Source organism: Pedobacter sp. SL55 (genome assembly GCF_026625705.1).
Classification (GTDB): Bacteria; Bacteroidota; Bacteroidia; order Sphingobacteriales; family Sphingobacteriaceae; genus Pedobacter.
Map to the genome: position 1 here is coordinate 2,562,005 of NZ_CP113059.1, position 14,593 is coordinate 2,576,597.

At 36.7% G+C, this 14,593-nt stretch carries 12 protein-coding genes, 1 tRNA gene and 1 pseudogene; 4 read left to right on the forward strand and 10 right to left on the reverse strand.

Features of this window, described 5'->3' with window-relative positions; translation table 11 throughout:
* Window positions 1-30: 30 nt before the first annotated feature.
* The 6 genes and pseudogenes from OVA16_RS11575 to folP all read right to left on the reverse strand — a co-directional run bounded on the left by OVA16_RS11575 (window position 31) and on the right by folP (window position 7,210).
* Window positions 31-951 carry a hypothetical protein gene (locus OVA16_RS11575; RefSeq protein ID WP_267759502.1) on the reverse strand — a complete coding sequence of 307 codons (921 nt, stop codon included), beginning with the start codon at window positions 949-951 and terminating at the stop codon, window positions 31-33.
* A 37-nt stretch (window positions 952-988) separates the two neighbouring features.
* Complete coding sequence (locus tag OVA16_RS11580; protein WP_267759504.1) at window positions 989-2,263, reverse strand: site-specific integrase; 1,275 nt, start codon at window positions 2,261-2,263, stop codon at window positions 989-991.
* A gap of 161 nt (window positions 2,264-2,424) precedes the next feature.
* Window positions 2,425-2,498, reverse strand: a tRNA-Pro gene (locus OVA16_RS11585).
* A gap of 165 nt (window positions 2,499-2,663) precedes the next feature.
* Window positions 2,664-5,162, reverse strand: coding sequence for a YfhO family protein (locus OVA16_RS11590; RefSeq protein WP_267759506.1), 2,499 nt, complete (start codon window positions 5,160-5,162; stop codon window positions 2,664-2,666).
* A 265-nt stretch (window positions 5,163-5,427) separates the two neighbouring features.
* Window positions 5,428-6,220 (reverse strand): annotated as a pseudogene (gene cdaA, locus OVA16_RS11595) (diadenylate cyclase CdaA).
* 135 nt (window positions 6,221-6,355) lie between these two features.
* On the reverse strand, window positions 6,356-7,210 hold the full coding sequence (gene folP / locus OVA16_RS11600) for a dihydropteroate synthase (RefSeq protein ID WP_267759511.1): 855 nt from the start codon (window positions 7,208-7,210) through the stop codon (window positions 6,356-6,358).
* Between the two features lie 60 nt (window positions 7,211-7,270).
* On the opposite strand from folP, the gene OVA16_RS11605 reads away from it, so the two are divergent.
* From OVA16_RS11605 to OVA16_RS11620, 4 genes are all read left to right on the forward strand, one after another.
* Window positions 7,271-7,813, forward strand: a complete 543-nt coding sequence (locus OVA16_RS11605; protein ID WP_267759513.1) for a DUF1599 domain-containing protein — start codon at window positions 7,271-7,273, stop codon at window positions 7,811-7,813.
* Window positions 7,814-7,922: 109 nt separating this feature from the next.
* A complete protein-coding gene (locus tag OVA16_RS11610; protein ID WP_267759518.1) occupies window positions 7,923-9,077 on the forward strand; it encodes a BT_3928 family protein in 1,155 nt (384 codons plus the stop codon).
* Window positions 9,077-10,132 carry an ABC transporter permease gene (locus OVA16_RS11615; RefSeq protein ID WP_267759519.1) on the forward strand — a complete coding sequence of 352 codons (1,056 nt, stop codon included), beginning with the start codon at window positions 9,077-9,079 and terminating at the stop codon, window positions 10,130-10,132. The genes OVA16_RS11610 and OVA16_RS11615 overlap by 1 nt, the downstream gene beginning before the upstream one ends.
* Window positions 10,133-10,411: 279 nt before the next feature.
* Window positions 10,412-10,918: a shikimate kinase gene (locus OVA16_RS11620; protein WP_267759520.1), complete on the forward strand. Its 507-nt coding sequence runs from the start codon at window positions 10,412-10,414 to the stop codon at window positions 10,916-10,918.
* A gap of 407 nt (window positions 10,919-11,325) precedes the next feature.
* Here the strand turns inward: OVA16_RS11620 and OVA16_RS11625 are convergent, their stop codons facing one another.
* The 4 genes from OVA16_RS11625 to OVA16_RS11640 form a co-directional block, all read right to left on the reverse strand.
* Complete coding sequence (locus OVA16_RS11625; RefSeq protein ID WP_267759521.1) at window positions 11,326-11,721, reverse strand: acyl-CoA thioesterase; 396 nt, start codon at window positions 11,719-11,721, stop codon at window positions 11,326-11,328.
* A gap of 29 nt (window positions 11,722-11,750) precedes the next feature.
* Window positions 11,751-12,743 carry a metallophosphoesterase family protein gene (locus OVA16_RS11630; RefSeq protein WP_267759522.1) on the reverse strand — a complete coding sequence of 331 codons (993 nt, stop codon included), beginning with the start codon at window positions 12,741-12,743 and terminating at the stop codon, window positions 11,751-11,753.
* A gap of 26 nt (window positions 12,744-12,769) precedes the next feature.
* Window positions 12,770-13,402: a hypothetical protein gene (locus tag OVA16_RS11635; protein WP_267759523.1), complete on the reverse strand. Its 633-nt coding sequence runs from the start codon at window positions 13,400-13,402 to the stop codon at window positions 12,770-12,772.
* 122 nt (window positions 13,403-13,524) lie between these two features.
* Window positions 13,525-14,376, reverse strand: a complete 852-nt coding sequence (locus OVA16_RS11640) for a BadF/BadG/BcrA/BcrD ATPase family protein (RefSeq protein WP_267759524.1) — start codon at window positions 14,374-14,376, stop codon at window positions 13,525-13,527.
* Window positions 14,377-14,593 lie beyond the last annotated feature (217 nt).

The following is a 14,593-nucleotide window of genomic DNA, read 5'->3' on the forward strand; positions in this document are numbered from 1 at the left end:
GGAGCTAAGGTTATAAGGGGGGAAAAAAGATTAAGTGATATTCAGAAACGCACTTGATAGGTGTTTTTTTCTCTTGTTATAATTCTTAAGCAATTCGCTAATTAAAGAGGTATGATATTTTTTCTCTAAAGGTAATCTATAGCGCAACCTTAAATGTTCTCTTTTAATGTTTAAAGTTTCTATATCGCTGACCTTACCTGCATACTGTAGTATATTGAACAAATAGAACAGTTCATATATGAACAGGTTTTTCTTCCTTGAAAGAACGGCTTTTGGAATATATTCTTCAAAATATTGTGTGAGTATATGGGCGGTTTCGTGAACCATTTCCTTTTGTATTCTTTTATCACTTTCCCATTCACTTGACTTTAATTCTTTTAGCTTCTCCAATGGTGGTATATCGTCGTAATCAGCCAAAAGATAACTTAATGAGATGTTACGAAACGATGTTTTAAATGCATTATATATCATTTTAACAATAAAACGTCCAGCACCATCATAGATTAATGGAGTTGCTTCATTTGTATGTTTATCCTTTACTTGTATGATAATTGCATCCTCTTTGTCTTTTGCATAATATTCCTTGCCTGCTGCTCTTTTTGCCGCTACTTCGATAACGAGTTCTTGATAACCTATTAGAAAATCTAGGGCGTTTTCGGTTTGTGCATCAATAGATTGTAAGTCTTTAATATGTTCAAAATCATATAAAGGCTTTTGGCAGATATAAAGAATGTCTCCATAATTTTTGGTTGGTATATTGTATTTCTCCATTAGAGCAAGATACCTGTTTTCGAAAGCCTTATCTTCATCGTCTTTGGCAGGTATGACAACATCGATATCAATTAGCTGATTTGAGTTTTCTTCAAGTTTTCTACTTCTTGCTAGTTTATTCAAATTTGGATAAAACTTCGTAAGGCGATGGATATAAATGGGAATGGTATCGTGTAACATAAAAGCCGAATAGGTTTGCTACTCGGCTTTAAAGATATTAAACATCAAATATTTTCTTTTCTAAATCTGTAATTATTCCTTTGTTAAATTCATCTAGGTAGGTCTGTGTTTGCTCTTCCGTTTGATGCCCTAATGCTTCACTTATATAGCTTGTTGGTACTCCCGCATGTTTCAAGTTAGTAGCGTAGCTATGTCTAGAAACGTAGGTGGTTAGATTTATATTAGGTTCTCCTATTAACTTGGCAACTTCCTTTAAATCGTGGTTTACCTTTTTGAGTGCGGTTTTCTTTCTCGTGTACTTCTGTTTAAGGGTTACATGGATGAGGTCGTTATAAATAGGGAAAAGATAATTGCTCTTACCATGATTTTTCTCTATCAATGTTTTTGCGTGTTCATTTATAGGGATGTAAAAAGTCTGCTTAGTCTTGCGTCTTATGTAATAAATTTCATCATTAATGATATTAGCCCCTGTAAGCCCGATAATATCTATAAAATTCATCCCTCTGGTATAAAAGCTAAACATAAATATATCTCTAGCCAAGTCTAAACCTGTGCCTCTATCGAGTTTTAAATCCCTTATTTTGCCTATAATATCAATGGGTACGGAACGTTTCTTCGTTTTATGGTTCAATCGTCTGTTTACGGAATACTTTTTCTCTCCAAATGGATAGTTTTCACGTTTAAATAGTCCCTCATCAATAGCCAAATTGATTGCCCGTTGCAAGTTCCTCATCTTTATGCTAATGGTGGTATCTTTGTTCTTCCTGTCAAAGCGTAGATAGTTCTCAAATTCCTCCAAGAATTTAACATTGACATCTGTAATCTTAGCAGTTGGTTTAAACTTCAACAATTGACTTTGTGCATCACTAAAGACGGTTGCCAATCCAATTTTATTTAATCGCTCTAAGTCGTTGATTATTTTAGTATAAAATGAGTTTAAAGTATAATGCTTGGTTTCCGTTTTAACTTTCTTTCCTGTAATATCATTGATAAAATTCTCAAAGCTAAATTCAACTTGTTGGCGTTTATAATTCTTTACAAGTTCTTTAGCTTTAGTTAGCACATCCGCTAACAAACTATTAAGTGTCCTAAAATCTTCAATGTTTTTAGAGTATCTGCCGAAACCATTATCTTCTATGGCTGCTGATTTCCAATTGTTTTTATTGCATTTAAACTTATAAAGGGAATGATTTAATATAGAATTGATTGAAACGTACTTGCTCTTTCTCTCGTAGGTAATCCTTAAACATATAGGATACTCATTTTGAATAGGTTTTTTGGTGGTGTTTAAAACAATGGATAATGTTACCATAACTTGGATTGTTATGGCAGTAACGGCACATTTTGTGCAACCAGAGGTGTAAACAGATGGTGTAAACATTTATAGTTAAACCCTTTATTTCAGAGTATCCTCCCCAATCCCTCCAAAACCAAAAAAGCCCCTAAAACATCTGTTTAAAGGCTTTTTTCTTGTCGGGATGAGAGGATTCGAACCTCCGACCTCCAGCACCCCATGCTGACGCGATACCTGGCTACGCTACATCCCGATGAGGCCGTCTCAAATTCGCTGGTCATCTCGAACGTTAGAGAGGGATCTGCTTCAGAAATGCTTCTGAAATTGATTTAACTTCGTTGATTTTCAATTCTCCTCCTTCGATCGTCAGAAATGACGGCATTATTTTACTTTTGAGACGGCCTCTGTAATGATTTTTTTAGGCTGCTTTCTTCTTTTTAGTTTCGCTGTACCCGGCAAAGCCTAAGCAAAGCACCAAAAGTATGGTTCCAGCTAACGAAATTTTCTCTCCAGTGTAATAAGATTTAGGTTCGAACTTAAATTCTACTTTGTGGTTACCCGCAGGTAGCTGTGCCGCACGTAAAACATAATCGGCTCTGAAGTAAGGCTTTTGCTCGCCATCGATGTACATATTCCAACCTTTATCGTAATAAATCTCAGAAAATACCGCAATTACATCTCTAGGTGCGCTGTAGCTATACTCTAAATGATCTGGATGGTAGTTTTCCATTTTAATGAAAGCCGATGGGTCTGCACCTAAACGCGTAGTGTCTAATAATTTTTTGTACTGCTCGTCAACAATAGCTTCTTGTTTAGGATCAAAACTGTTGATGGCCTTCATCTCCTCGTCTGAGTTTTTCACGAACTGCACGCTTTTTACAATCCAAGCATTACCTAAAGCGGTAGCATTTCTGCTCATTTTATACGAACCATTTTGCGGGTCTTGCGTAATGAAGTACCGTGTATTTAGCATATCTAATACGTCTTGGTTCACGCTTTTCGAGAACTGATTTTGGATCAATTCGTCGTATCTTTTTAATTTTGCAGCATGGTAGCCACCTACGGTTTTATGAAAGTTTGAGGTGCTTGCATCGTTAAAAGTGTTAATGCTTTGGTCGTAAACACGGAAGTTGGGATCTTTATCGCTGGCAATAAAAGTATCTACATCTCTAGGTTGGAAATAATTGGCCAAAGTAGATTTGCTTTCGAAGTTTTTGTTGTTTAAATATTTACGGTCTACCTGCCACATATCAATAAGTACAGAAAAAGCCAACAATCCAAACGCCAATTGGGTATTTAATTTCTTTTTAAGGAAAGCCCAAACAATAGCGTAACCAATTACGATAAATAAGAATGCCCTAAAGGCATCGGCACGGGCAATAGCCGCACGATCTTCTACCAAAGCATTCGCTAGTTTTTGGGCTGCAGCAGCATTGTTTTGCAAAGCTTGAGTTAAGCCTTGTACAATTTCTGCATGGTTGCTGGTTTTAAAGGTAAAAAACAAGGTAGGAGCAATGGCAACAATTAATGCAAAACCACCAGTTATGCCTGCCGACCAAGTTAGTTTCTTAACCAATTCTTTCTGCTCAAGGTTGCTTTCTTGCGCTTCTTTTAAGGCTAGGAATGCTAATATAGGAACCATTAAGCCAACTACAGCTAAGATTGATTCTACCGCTCTAAACTTGTTGTAAAGCGGGAAATAATCGTAGAATAAATCTGATACTAATGGGAAGTTTTTACCGAACGAAAGCAACATGAACAATACTGTGGTTGCTAAAATCCACCATTTTATTCTGCTGCGAACTATAAATAAACCGAAGATGTATAAGAAGCATACAATAGCACCAAAATAGTAACCGCCAGAAGTTCCCGGTTTTTCGCCCCAATATTCTTGCATGTTAAAACCTTGTGCTAGCTGTTGGATAATCTGAGTGGTTTGGCCAGGATCTCCACCCGAAAAGTCTGCAGAAACTGCTTTATACAAGTTGCTCTCTGGTTTCACTAATTCATCAATACCTGTGGCACCGCCGTATAAATTAGGAATTAAAAAGGTAAAGCTTTCGCCCACACCTTGGCTCCATGCGTATGCATAATCTTTGGTCATACCTGCTTTTTCTTTGCCAGCCGCTTCTCCAGTAGTTAAATTAGATTTACCACGGTTGGTTTCTGCTGCGTATTCGGAAGTTGTCCAAAGTAAGCTGGCGTTAATCATTACTGCAATAACTACAGCGCCAGTTAAAAACCCGATGGCTTTTCCAAATGCAGGTAAGGTTTTGTTTTTATAAGCTTGATATAATTCTATCCCTACCAAAATTAATAAAGAAAGGAATAGGTAATAGGTCATTTGAACGTGGTTAGCTCTAATTTCTAAAGCTAAAAATAGGGCGGTTAAACTTGCACCTAGCAAGTATCTGCCTCGCAAAGTCATTAAAATACCAGCAATAATTGGTGCAAAAAAGCCAATAGCTAATGCTTTGTTACTGTGTCCGGTAGCAATTAATACAAAATTGTACGTGGTAAAGGCAAAAGCAATGGCATAAGCAGCAGCCAACCAAGGGTTTACTTTGAGTGTAATAAATAAGAAATAAGCACCAACTAATAACAATAATACGGTACCCACCGGATTAGGGAGTGCTTTGGTAATCAACGCAATGCCATAAGTAGCACCATTGTAGGCGTATTGCACCCAAATTTGGTAAGCGGGCATACCGCCAAACATCTGGTTTGTCCAAAGTGGGCCTTTGCCATCTTTGTCTTTATACTCCATGATTTCTTTTTGCATGGCTTTAGACTGAATGACATCGCTTTGCGCAGGTGCTTTACCTTGCAAAACCGGACTAAAATAAACGAAACAGATAACAACAAATGCTGCTAGAATGGCAAGATGGATGCCGTTTTTATTGAACCAATTATTCATTAAAGGTTGTATTAATTTTAAACTCAGCCCAAAAATAGAAATTTGATGCAGATTAAGAAGAAAAAGTTTGTGAAGCTTGAGTTTACGCAATTTCTTTTATCTTCCGTCATTGCCAGCTCTACTGGCAATCGTAATGCTATAAAATGGTAGCAGGTTCATGTATATCGCCTTACGATTCCCGTCTTCACGGGAATGACGTAATATGGACGCTACTGTTTAAGGAATAATTGGCTATATGCTAACCAACGGAAAATTAAAAAATCAATCAAAAATCTTTATTCAGTAGTTTTTCCAGCTCTCCAAAAGAAACATTCATACGTACACGGCCTTGCTTGGCGTAGGCAATTTCTCCGGTTTCTTCAGAGATAATTACAGCTACAGCATCGGTAGATTCGGAAACGCCGATACCCGCCCTGTGCCTTAAACCAAATTGTCTTAGGTAATTTATCGTTATCGGTTAGTGGAAGTATACAACTGGCACTTTTAATTTTGTTTTCGGAAATTACTACCGCACCATCGTGCAGTGGGCTGTGTTTTTGAAAGATACTTTCTAACAATCGTTTAGAAATTTTACTGTCAATCATTTCGCAGCTGTTGGTAAAATACTCGTCATCGTAATATTTTACAAATACCATTAAAGCGCCAGTACGCGATTTTTTCATGCTTTTGCAAGCATCTATAATGGGTTTTATTCTTAGCAAGTTATCCTGCTCTGCACTTTTGTTGCCAAATAAATAACCCCACCAAGCTTTATTTTTTTGTAGGAAAGTGCTTTTTCCGATATGTAGTAGAAACCGCCTAATTTCGGGCTGGAAGATAATCACCAACGCTAAAATGCCCACACTCATGAATTTGTTAATGATGGCTTCCAACAATTCCATGTGAAGACCTTTCACAATGTAATAAACCAACACAATAATTACCATCCCTAACACTAAATTTACGGCTAAAGTATTGCGTATTAGGCTGTAGATATAATAAATTAGGATGGCTACAAGGGCAACATCAATGGCATCTATCCATGTAATATTTAAAAAATCGAAATCAAGGCTTTTCATTGCTGTACAAGATAGTAATTTTTAGGGATTAGGAGTTAGCAATTAGGTTTCAGGTTTCAGGTTTCAGGTGTCAGGTATCAGGTAGAAAATCATCAATGAATTATTGGGCAGTATACCAATGAACAAGTGAGCTAATTAACCAATTAACCTATTTGCCAACTCCACGCACTCAACTGCTTCTTTTACATCGTGTACCCGTAAAATACTGGCGCCTTTAAGTAGGGAGGTGGTATTCAGTACTGTGGTTCCATTTAGTGCTTCTTCAGTTTTGATGTTTAGTGCTTTGGTAATCATCGATTTTCTGGAGAAGCCTACCAGCAATGGCAACTCAAAAAAGTTGAGTATTTGCATGTTTCTCAAAAGCTCATAATTGTGATCGAGTGTTTTGGCAAAACCGAAGCCGGGGTCTAAAATGACATCTTTTACGCCCAATTGATTTAAAGTTTTGATTTTCTCGCTGAAATAGCTGAAAACTTCCTTGCTTACATTTTCGTAAGTTGGGTCTATTTGCATGGTCTGCGGCGTACCTTTCATGTGCATCATAATGTAGGGCACTTGCAGTCTGGCTACCGTTTCAAACATTTTCTCGTCTAAATTGCCAGCAGCAATGTCGTTAATGATATGTGCGCCAGCGTTGATGGCTTCTTCGGCCACTTTAGCTCTAAAAGTATCTACAGAAATCAACGTTTCTGGAAATGCTTTGTTAATTGCTTGGACAATCGGTAATAAACGTTCAATTTCTTCTTTTTCACTAACATCTTTTGCGCCTGGGCGAGAAGAATAAGCGCCAATGTCTACAAACTTCGCACCTGCTTCTAAAAATTTTGCAGTTTGCTCCAGTGCATCGTTTACAGTGCCCACACGACTGTTTTGATAAAATGAATCTGGAGTGATATTTAGAATAGCCATAACCGAAGGTTTACTGATGTCAATTAGTTTACCTTTACAGTTTAGCGTGTGTTTTCGGTTTAAAAATGTATCTTTAGCCATCAGTTAATAAAAAACAAAAATAGCCGTTTTATTGGCTAAATATTAAATATTTTAATTGTTTTGGCAGCAAATACTTCTCTAGAATACGATCAGGTTATAGCGGTTTGTAAATCGTTATTTATTAAAAAAACAAAAGATTATGGTACCGCTTGGCGCATTTTACGTCCGGCTTCTATTACCGATCAAATCTTTATCAAAGCACAGCGCATTAGAACTTTAGAAGAGAAAAAGATTTCGAAAGTAGGGGAAGATATCACTTCTGAATACATAGGGATCATTAACTATTGTGTAATGGCTATTTTGCAACTGGAATTAGGCGAAGCCGAACCAAAAGAGTTGGATGTACTTGTTACCGAAGCTTATTACGACGAACGTGTGCAAGAAACTAAAAACTTGATGTTAGCTAAAAACCATGATTATGGCGAAGCTTGGCGTGACATGCGCATCAGTTCTTTAACGGATTTGATTTTGATGAAAATCTTGAGGGTTAAGCAAATTGAAGATAATGATGGCCAAACTGTAGCTTCTGAAGGCATCAAAGCTAATTATCAGGATATGTTGAACTATGCAGTTTTTGCATTGATTAAATTGGGAGTAGGGTAAAGCCGTTTCCGCCTTTAAGCATATCTTCGCAAGCGGGACGAGAGATGCAAATTTTTGAAGTTTTATCTAGAGCTAGGTCTCGTAACCAATAACACACAACTCGTAACTTATGGTAAAAAAAGCGCTTTTTCAGTTTTCTAAATGGTTTGTAGGTATCCTGTTTATTTTCTCAGGATTAATTAAAGCAAATGATCCAATTGGTTTTGGCTATAAACTGCAAGAGTATTTCGAAGTTTTTCATATCGGTTTTTTAAACGGTTGGGCAACGGGTATTGCCATTTTGCTTTGTGTACTCGAAATTTTGTTTGGTGCACTTTTACTGCTAGGGATTTTTAGAAATTTCGTAGTAAAAGGTTTATTGGCAACTATCATTTTCTTTACTTTTTTAACTTTCGTTTCGGCGGCATTTAAAGTAGTTACTTCTTGTGGTTGTTTTGGCGATGCTATTCCACTTACACCTTGGCAATCTTTTTCTAAAGATGTGGTATTGCTAATTCTAATTGTGTTTATCTATATCAACAGAAGTTTAATTAAACCTATTTCCGAGCAACCAGGTGTGCAAAGTGGCATATTTGGAGGTGTTTTTACTGCGTCTTTACTGTTTAGTACCTTTACTTACACGAGATTTCCGATCATCGATTTTCTACCCTACAAAGTTGGTTCAAGTATTCCCGAGAATATGAAAATACCCGAAGGTGCGCCAGTGGATGAGTATTTGATTATGTACGACTTGAAGAATAAAAAAACTGGCGAAACCAAAGCCATGAGCGACAAGGACTACATGGAAAAAGAGGTGTGGAAAGACGAAAATTGGGAAGTTACAGGTTCGCCGTCGCGTAAGCTCATTAAAAAAGGTTACGAGGTAAAAATTAAAGATTTGATGATTACCGATGCTTCTGGAACCGACTATACTAAAGAAATTGTGGAAAACCCTTATTATAGTTTGGTGGTAGTAGCTTACAACCTAAACGAAACTAACGAAAATGCTGTTGCCGAGATTAATGCGCTAGCACTAAATGCGGCAGAGCAGTTCAATATCCGTACGGTATTGCTTACTTCAAACTCGGCGCAAGATGCACAGAAGTTTAGTAAAAGAATGAAGCTATTTATGGAAGTGTTTTACGCAGATGCCGTGCCTTTAAAAAGTATGGTAAGGGCAAATCCGGGTATTTTGTTGCTTAAAAATGGTACCATTGTAAACAAATGGCACTACCATACACTGCCATCTTTTGATGAATTAACCGAAAAATACTTCTCTAAATAATGGGTATCTACGCACTTAGAAAATTCTTGTATGGCTTAGCGGTAATGGCAGGCGTAGTAGCAGTGGTGTTTGTGCTGTTCAATATTTTGCCTGGCGACCCAGCTCGTATGACCATGGGGCAACGCTCAGATGTACAATCTTTAGAAGCAGTGCGCAAAGAATTTGGTTTAGATAAATCTAAGCCTGTGCAATTCTTCTTGTACGTAAACGATTTGTCGCCCATTAGTGTTCACCAAAATACAACCGAAAACCAAGAGAAATACGGCTATGTTAAGTTGTTTAAAGTAGGAAAAGATGCTTGGGTGCTTAAGAAGCCCTATTTGCGCCGCTCGTACCAAACCAAACGCGATGTAACCACTATTTTATCAGAAACGGTACCCAATACCTTTGTTTTAGCACTAACCGCTATGATTTTTGCAACTATTATTGGGGTTTTTCTAGGTGTGCTCTCTGCCGTTTACAAAGGCACTTGGATAGATAAGGCTGCAAATATGTTCGCTATTTTAGGTATATCGGCTCCGGCCTTTTTCGCAGGAATTATCATAGCTTGGTTGTTTGGTTTTGTATTGTCAGATTATACCGGCTTAAATATGAGTGGTAGTTTATTCAGTTACGACCCTTTCGAAGGCGAAATCATGACCCTACGAAATTTGTGGCTGCCTATGATTACGTTGGGGCTTCGTCCGTTGGCAATTATTGTGCAGTTAACCCGCAGTGCCATGTTAGATGTGCTTTCTCAAGATTACATCCGTACAGCTAGAGCAAAAGGCTTATCCCGTAAAACGATTATATATAAGCACGCCTTAAAGAACGCTTTAAATCCAGTAATTACTGCCATTTCTGGATGGTTTGCATCGTTGTTGGCGGGTTCGTTTTTTGTAGAATATATTTTTGGTTATAACGGTTTAGGGCGTACTACTGTTTATGCCTTAGAAATGTCCGATTTTCCAGTAGTAATGGGGTCGATTTTATTTATCGCCTTTGTTTTTGTGGTGGTAAATATCTTGGTAGATTTGCTTTACGCTTGGATTGATCCTAGAGTGAAATTGGCTTAATAGAATGGTTAATTATTTAAGCTGGTTAATTGTGTATTTGGTTAATCGGTTAACTGTAGAACTTGTTAAATTGCAGATATAAACCGTTAACCAAAGTTACATTTTAAACGATTAACCTAAAATGTACACCTCAAAGTAAGATGATGAGTATTTTCGATTAAAATTGGATTAAATAGCTAACAAATTAAACTCACTAAAAAATTCAATACTTCAGAACGTTTAAGTAATAAATAAGATAATCGATTAACCAGTTAACCAAACTTTACAGTTAACCTAAAAATGAAAATTTTCCTAGTAGGATTTATGGGCTGCGGTAAAAGCACCAAAGCAAAACAACTCGCTAATTTGTTAGAATGCCCCGTAATTGATATTGATGCCGTGATTGTAGCACAACAGGGCATGAGTATAGCCGATTATTTTGCTGCCAATGGCGAGGCTGCTTTTCGCCAGCTAGAAAATAAAGTGCTTAAGTCTTTCGATTACCCCGAAACTTGCGTAGTGGCTACAGGCGGTGGTTTACCTTGTTATTTCGATAATATGCAATGGATGAATGAAAGCGGAATTACAGTTTATTTAGAGATGACACCGCCTCAATTGGTTTCGCGTTTGCACAACAGAGAAAAACGTCCGTTGTTAAAAGGGATGGATGATGAACAACTATTAGCTTTCATTATCGGTAAATTGGAAGAAAGAAATGTGTTTTACCGCCAATCTAAATTGGTAATTAATTCGTTTGATTTAGAGCCTAAGGTGTTATTAGACGAAGTAAATAAGTTGATGGGGTAGTTTTCGTTTCGGACGCAGCGCAGCGAGAGAGAAATCTAACTATTGCAAGGTTAGTTCCTGTTGTTAATTCGTCTTTCCCGCGTATTTGAGAATTTTAAAGCAAATAAAATTTACCTAACTACGCACTACGATTAGCTGCGCTGAGCATTTCTTGGTTCCGAAATAAATTAACGTGAATTATAGGTGTTTTTAACTGTTTGTCAACAAGTTAAATATTTATTCTGAAAATGTGATTTTAAAAAATAGATCTAAAAGCTAGTCCCGAATTAATTTCGGGAGACGAACTGCCCATACCGTTACCCTGACCACGCAGTAGCTGCTAAGCAAATTTATTTCAGGGTCGGTTAGCCAAGATTAAGCCCCATAACTCACGTTAAATTAGGAATGACGGAAATGAGCGTTTATACCTATCCCATATTTTCCAGCTTTTCATCCATCTTTCTGATACGAGATTTGCCATGAGGAATAGGTTCGCCTTCATCATTTACATTTACAAAGACCATTCTATCTATCGTTAAAATTGCTTTTTTAGTGACTTTATTTCTTACCTCGCATTTTAGGGTAATAGAGGTTCTTCCAAACTCGGCTGCGGTCATGCCCATTTCTACAATATCTCCTAATTTGCCAGAAGAAACAAAGTTGATTTCCGAAATTAATTTGGTTACCACTCTCGGGGCTTCTAACTGGCACATGGCATAAATTGCTGCTTCTTCATCAATCCATTTTAATAAACTGCCTCCAAAAAGGCTGCCATTTGGGTTTAAGTCTTCGGGTTTAATCCATTTACGAGTGTGAAAATTCATTGTAATTCTTTTTTCGGCTAATTTAATATTTATTGACGGCCTAACGCTACATCTTTTTTAGAAATGCCATTAAAACCAACAACAGAATCGGGTAATTTAGAAAATTCGATAGTGCTGCCGTTAGTGTTTGGTATAAACGTTTGATAACTGAACTTTTTGGCTTCATTAACAGGTACTTCTATCATAGTGTAAGCTCTTGTTGCAGGCCGATGATCACCTAGCAAGGGTCGTGGGCCTTCGCCAACACAGCCTGTATTTAGTAGCCTTAATTTTTTTGCGAATGAAGGATAATAAGCATGTTGGTGACCGCTGATATATAAATCGATGCCGTTCTGTTCAAAGAAATTGGCCGTTTTTTCGTTGTTGGCTAACACTTCTCCGGGTTTATTTTTGCTAGCTACAATGGCATAAAGCGGTAAATGGCCTAAAAGGATACGCAATTTTGCTTTTTTTGCTGCTTTAGATTGTAGTTGCTTTTCCATCCAATTAAACACCTCCTGGTTTACTTTAGATCCTGCCGCATCCCAACTGATGAAGAAAATGCCATTTTGTTGGTAACTGTAATAAAATGGAAAATGCGACTGATCGATAAAATTGAGGCCTAGTTGTTTCTGTTTACTTTTCCAAAATTGTTGGGCCAGTTCTCGATCTTGCAGGTAAGAAGGAGAGGCATCGTGGTTGCCCACGGTAAAGCCAAAAGGAACTTTCGTTCGTTGTATCGGTTTCAGGATGTTATTGTCGAAACTGTTCCACATGGCTTGGGTTTGCGCTGTAGTTAAGGATGCCTTTTGCCCAGCTATCATATCGCCAGCACATAAAATGATGTCGGGTTTAATATTTTCAAGTTCTTTTAAAGTTGCGTAAACATCTGGATGGTAAGCGGTAGCGCCGTAGCTCGAATTGAGATCGCTGATGACTGCAATTTTGATGGTTTTCTTTATTTTTTTGTCTTGATATGGCTTCTGCGAAGACAAGCAAACGAGCATAATTAAGAGCAAAGTGATAAAAGTAACTGCTTTCATTTAGTAAAGAAGATAAGGATGGTAAGTTAGTTGCTCTCTATAAAATCTACAAACGCTTTTTTTGAGTTAATAAAATTCTGAGTAGTTTGAATTTCTGGAAACACGTTCTTATATGATTCAGGACTTTCGCAACTTAAAATTTTTACTTTCCCATTTTGAAAAATTTCGAAGTAATAAGTAGTGCCATCTGCCACGTTAAAACTTCTAATGACATTTGTCTTAATGAATACGGTGTCATTTATTACTTCATTTTTAGCCAGTATCTTAGGAGGTAGTTGTTTTATATTTAAAGAATCTAAGCTTAGAGACCAAAAATTATTCTTGTTTAGATCGCTAATTAGACGTTTTGCGTTTCTGTTATTTATTTGCTTTTTTTTCGTTTTCTTGATACTCTTTGAATCTTCATTATAAATTAATAGCAGTTTTTTCCAGGCATTTTTTTTATAAGCAAGTATAGTGTAATATGTATCATTATTCATTTTCCAACCACCGCTATAGATGTAATATGAAATAGCAAATTCGTAGCTGTTTTTTTTAAGTACTTGAAAGGGTACAGAAGAGTTTTTTTCATTAAAAGTAATGTTGGCCTCAATAATTGGGAGTTGAGCTTTTGTATTGTAAAGAAATAATAGGAGTATGAGCGTAGTTATGTATTTCATTTAACTAAGTTAGGGATTTGAGATTTATAGCTTTGCTTTAAATGATAAAATATTAAAAAGTCTTTAAAAAAAAGTCCCAACTGTGAAGTCGGGACTTTAGCATATATCAAATCCTTTTAAGCTTATTTTTTACTTAAATGGTAGTCTACTAAATCATCTATTGGCGAACGGATGATTTTGCCAACGCCCATTTCGTATTTATCGGCAACTACACTTAACCTATCTCTAAAGCTGTAACCAACCGAGCCTACCACATTTAACAGATGTTTATCGTAGCTAGGGTAATGTATTACCAATTTTTCGAAGAATGCGGTAAAAGCAGTATCAACTACATCTTCTGTGTACTCTTGGTAGGTAGTTTTAAAATCGTATAAAAATTTACTGAAACTTGCGCAGAAACGGTTTGGCAAAGGTTTGTTGTAGATGTTGTCGAAAATATCTTCATTGCTTAAGCCATAAATATTGAAGAAACTTTCGCTTAATCCCTTTGGCATAAAACCTTTCATATAATCGGCCAACAGACGTTTGCCAATGTAACTACCACTGCCTTCATCGCCCAAGAAATAACCTAACGAATCGATGTTTAACGTAATGCCATTACCATCGTATAAACAAGTGTTGGTGCCCGTACCTAAAATAGCTGCAAAGCCTGGCTCGTCGCCTAAAAGTGCACGACAAGAAGCTAACAAATCATGATCTACATAGATTTTAGCATTTACAAAAACTCTCTGCATTGCATCTGATACAATTTTTTTGTTTGCATCTGTAGAGCAACCTGCGCCGTAGTAGTAAATTTCTTCTAGTTTAGAGGCATCTAAGCTATCGGGCAAAGTGGTTCTCAAAGAATTTTCAATGTAGTCTTGCTTTGCAAAATAAGGATTGTAACCCTCGGTGTTAAAATGGATTTTCCTACCGGCTTCATTAATTAAGCACCAGTTGGTTTTAGTAGATCCACCGTCTGCAATAAGTATCATTTTTTTGGTTTGTTAAGTTGTATAATTTGTATAAAAGTTTGGCAATATATCAGCCTTTATTGGAAATAAAAAATTAATATTAAGTTTTTTATTACTTAATGTTAACTGCATTCAAATGTTTGATTGTGAATAACTGAAGTGGTTTTTTAATAAAGATTATTTTTTACACTATTTAATGCAGTTTTTATGGTGTTAAAATAGGTAAATGATTCGGTTA

What these genes read in the sequence shown, in the direction of transcription:
- OVA16_RS11615 (WP_267759519.1), top strand. Translation starts at nt 9,077, where the DNA reads ATGGGTATCTACGCACTTAGAAAATTCTTGTATGGCTTAGCGGTAATG.
- OVA16_RS11640 (WP_267759524.1), bottom strand. Translation starts at nt 14,376, where the DNA reads ATGATACTTATTGCAGACGGTGGATCTACTAAAACCAACTGGTGCTTA.
- OVA16_RS11635 (WP_267759523.1), bottom strand. Translation starts at nt 13,402, where the DNA reads ATGAAATACATAACTACGCTCATACTCCTATTATTTCTTTACAATACA.
- OVA16_RS11610 (WP_267759518.1), top strand. Translation starts at nt 7,923, where the DNA reads ATGGTAAAAAAAGCGCTTTTTCAGTTTTCTAAATGGTTTGTAGGTATC.
- OVA16_RS11630 (WP_267759522.1), bottom strand. Translation starts at nt 12,743, where the DNA reads ATGAAAGCAGTTACTTTTATCACTTTGCTCTTAATTATGCTCGTTTGC.
- OVA16_RS11590 (WP_267759506.1), bottom strand. Translation starts at nt 5,162, where the DNA reads ATGAATAATTGGTTCAATAAAAACGGCATCCATCTTGCCATTCTAGCA.
- folP (WP_267759511.1), bottom strand. Translation starts at nt 7,210, where the DNA reads ATGGCTAAAGATACATTTTTAAACCGAAAACACACGCTAAACTGTAAA.
- OVA16_RS11625 (WP_267759521.1), bottom strand. Translation starts at nt 11,721, where the DNA reads ATGAATTTTCACACTCGTAAATGGATTAAACCCGAAGACTTAAACCCA.
- OVA16_RS11580 (WP_267759504.1), bottom strand. Translation starts at nt 2,263, where the DNA reads ATGGTAACATTATCCATTGTTTTAAACACCACCAAAAAACCTATTCAA.
- OVA16_RS11575 (WP_267759502.1), bottom strand. Translation starts at nt 951, where the DNA reads ATGTTACACGATACCATTCCCATTTATATCCATCGCCTTACGAAGTTT.
- OVA16_RS11620 (WP_267759520.1), top strand. Translation starts at nt 10,412, where the DNA reads ATGAAAATTTTCCTAGTAGGATTTATGGGCTGCGGTAAAAGCACCAAA.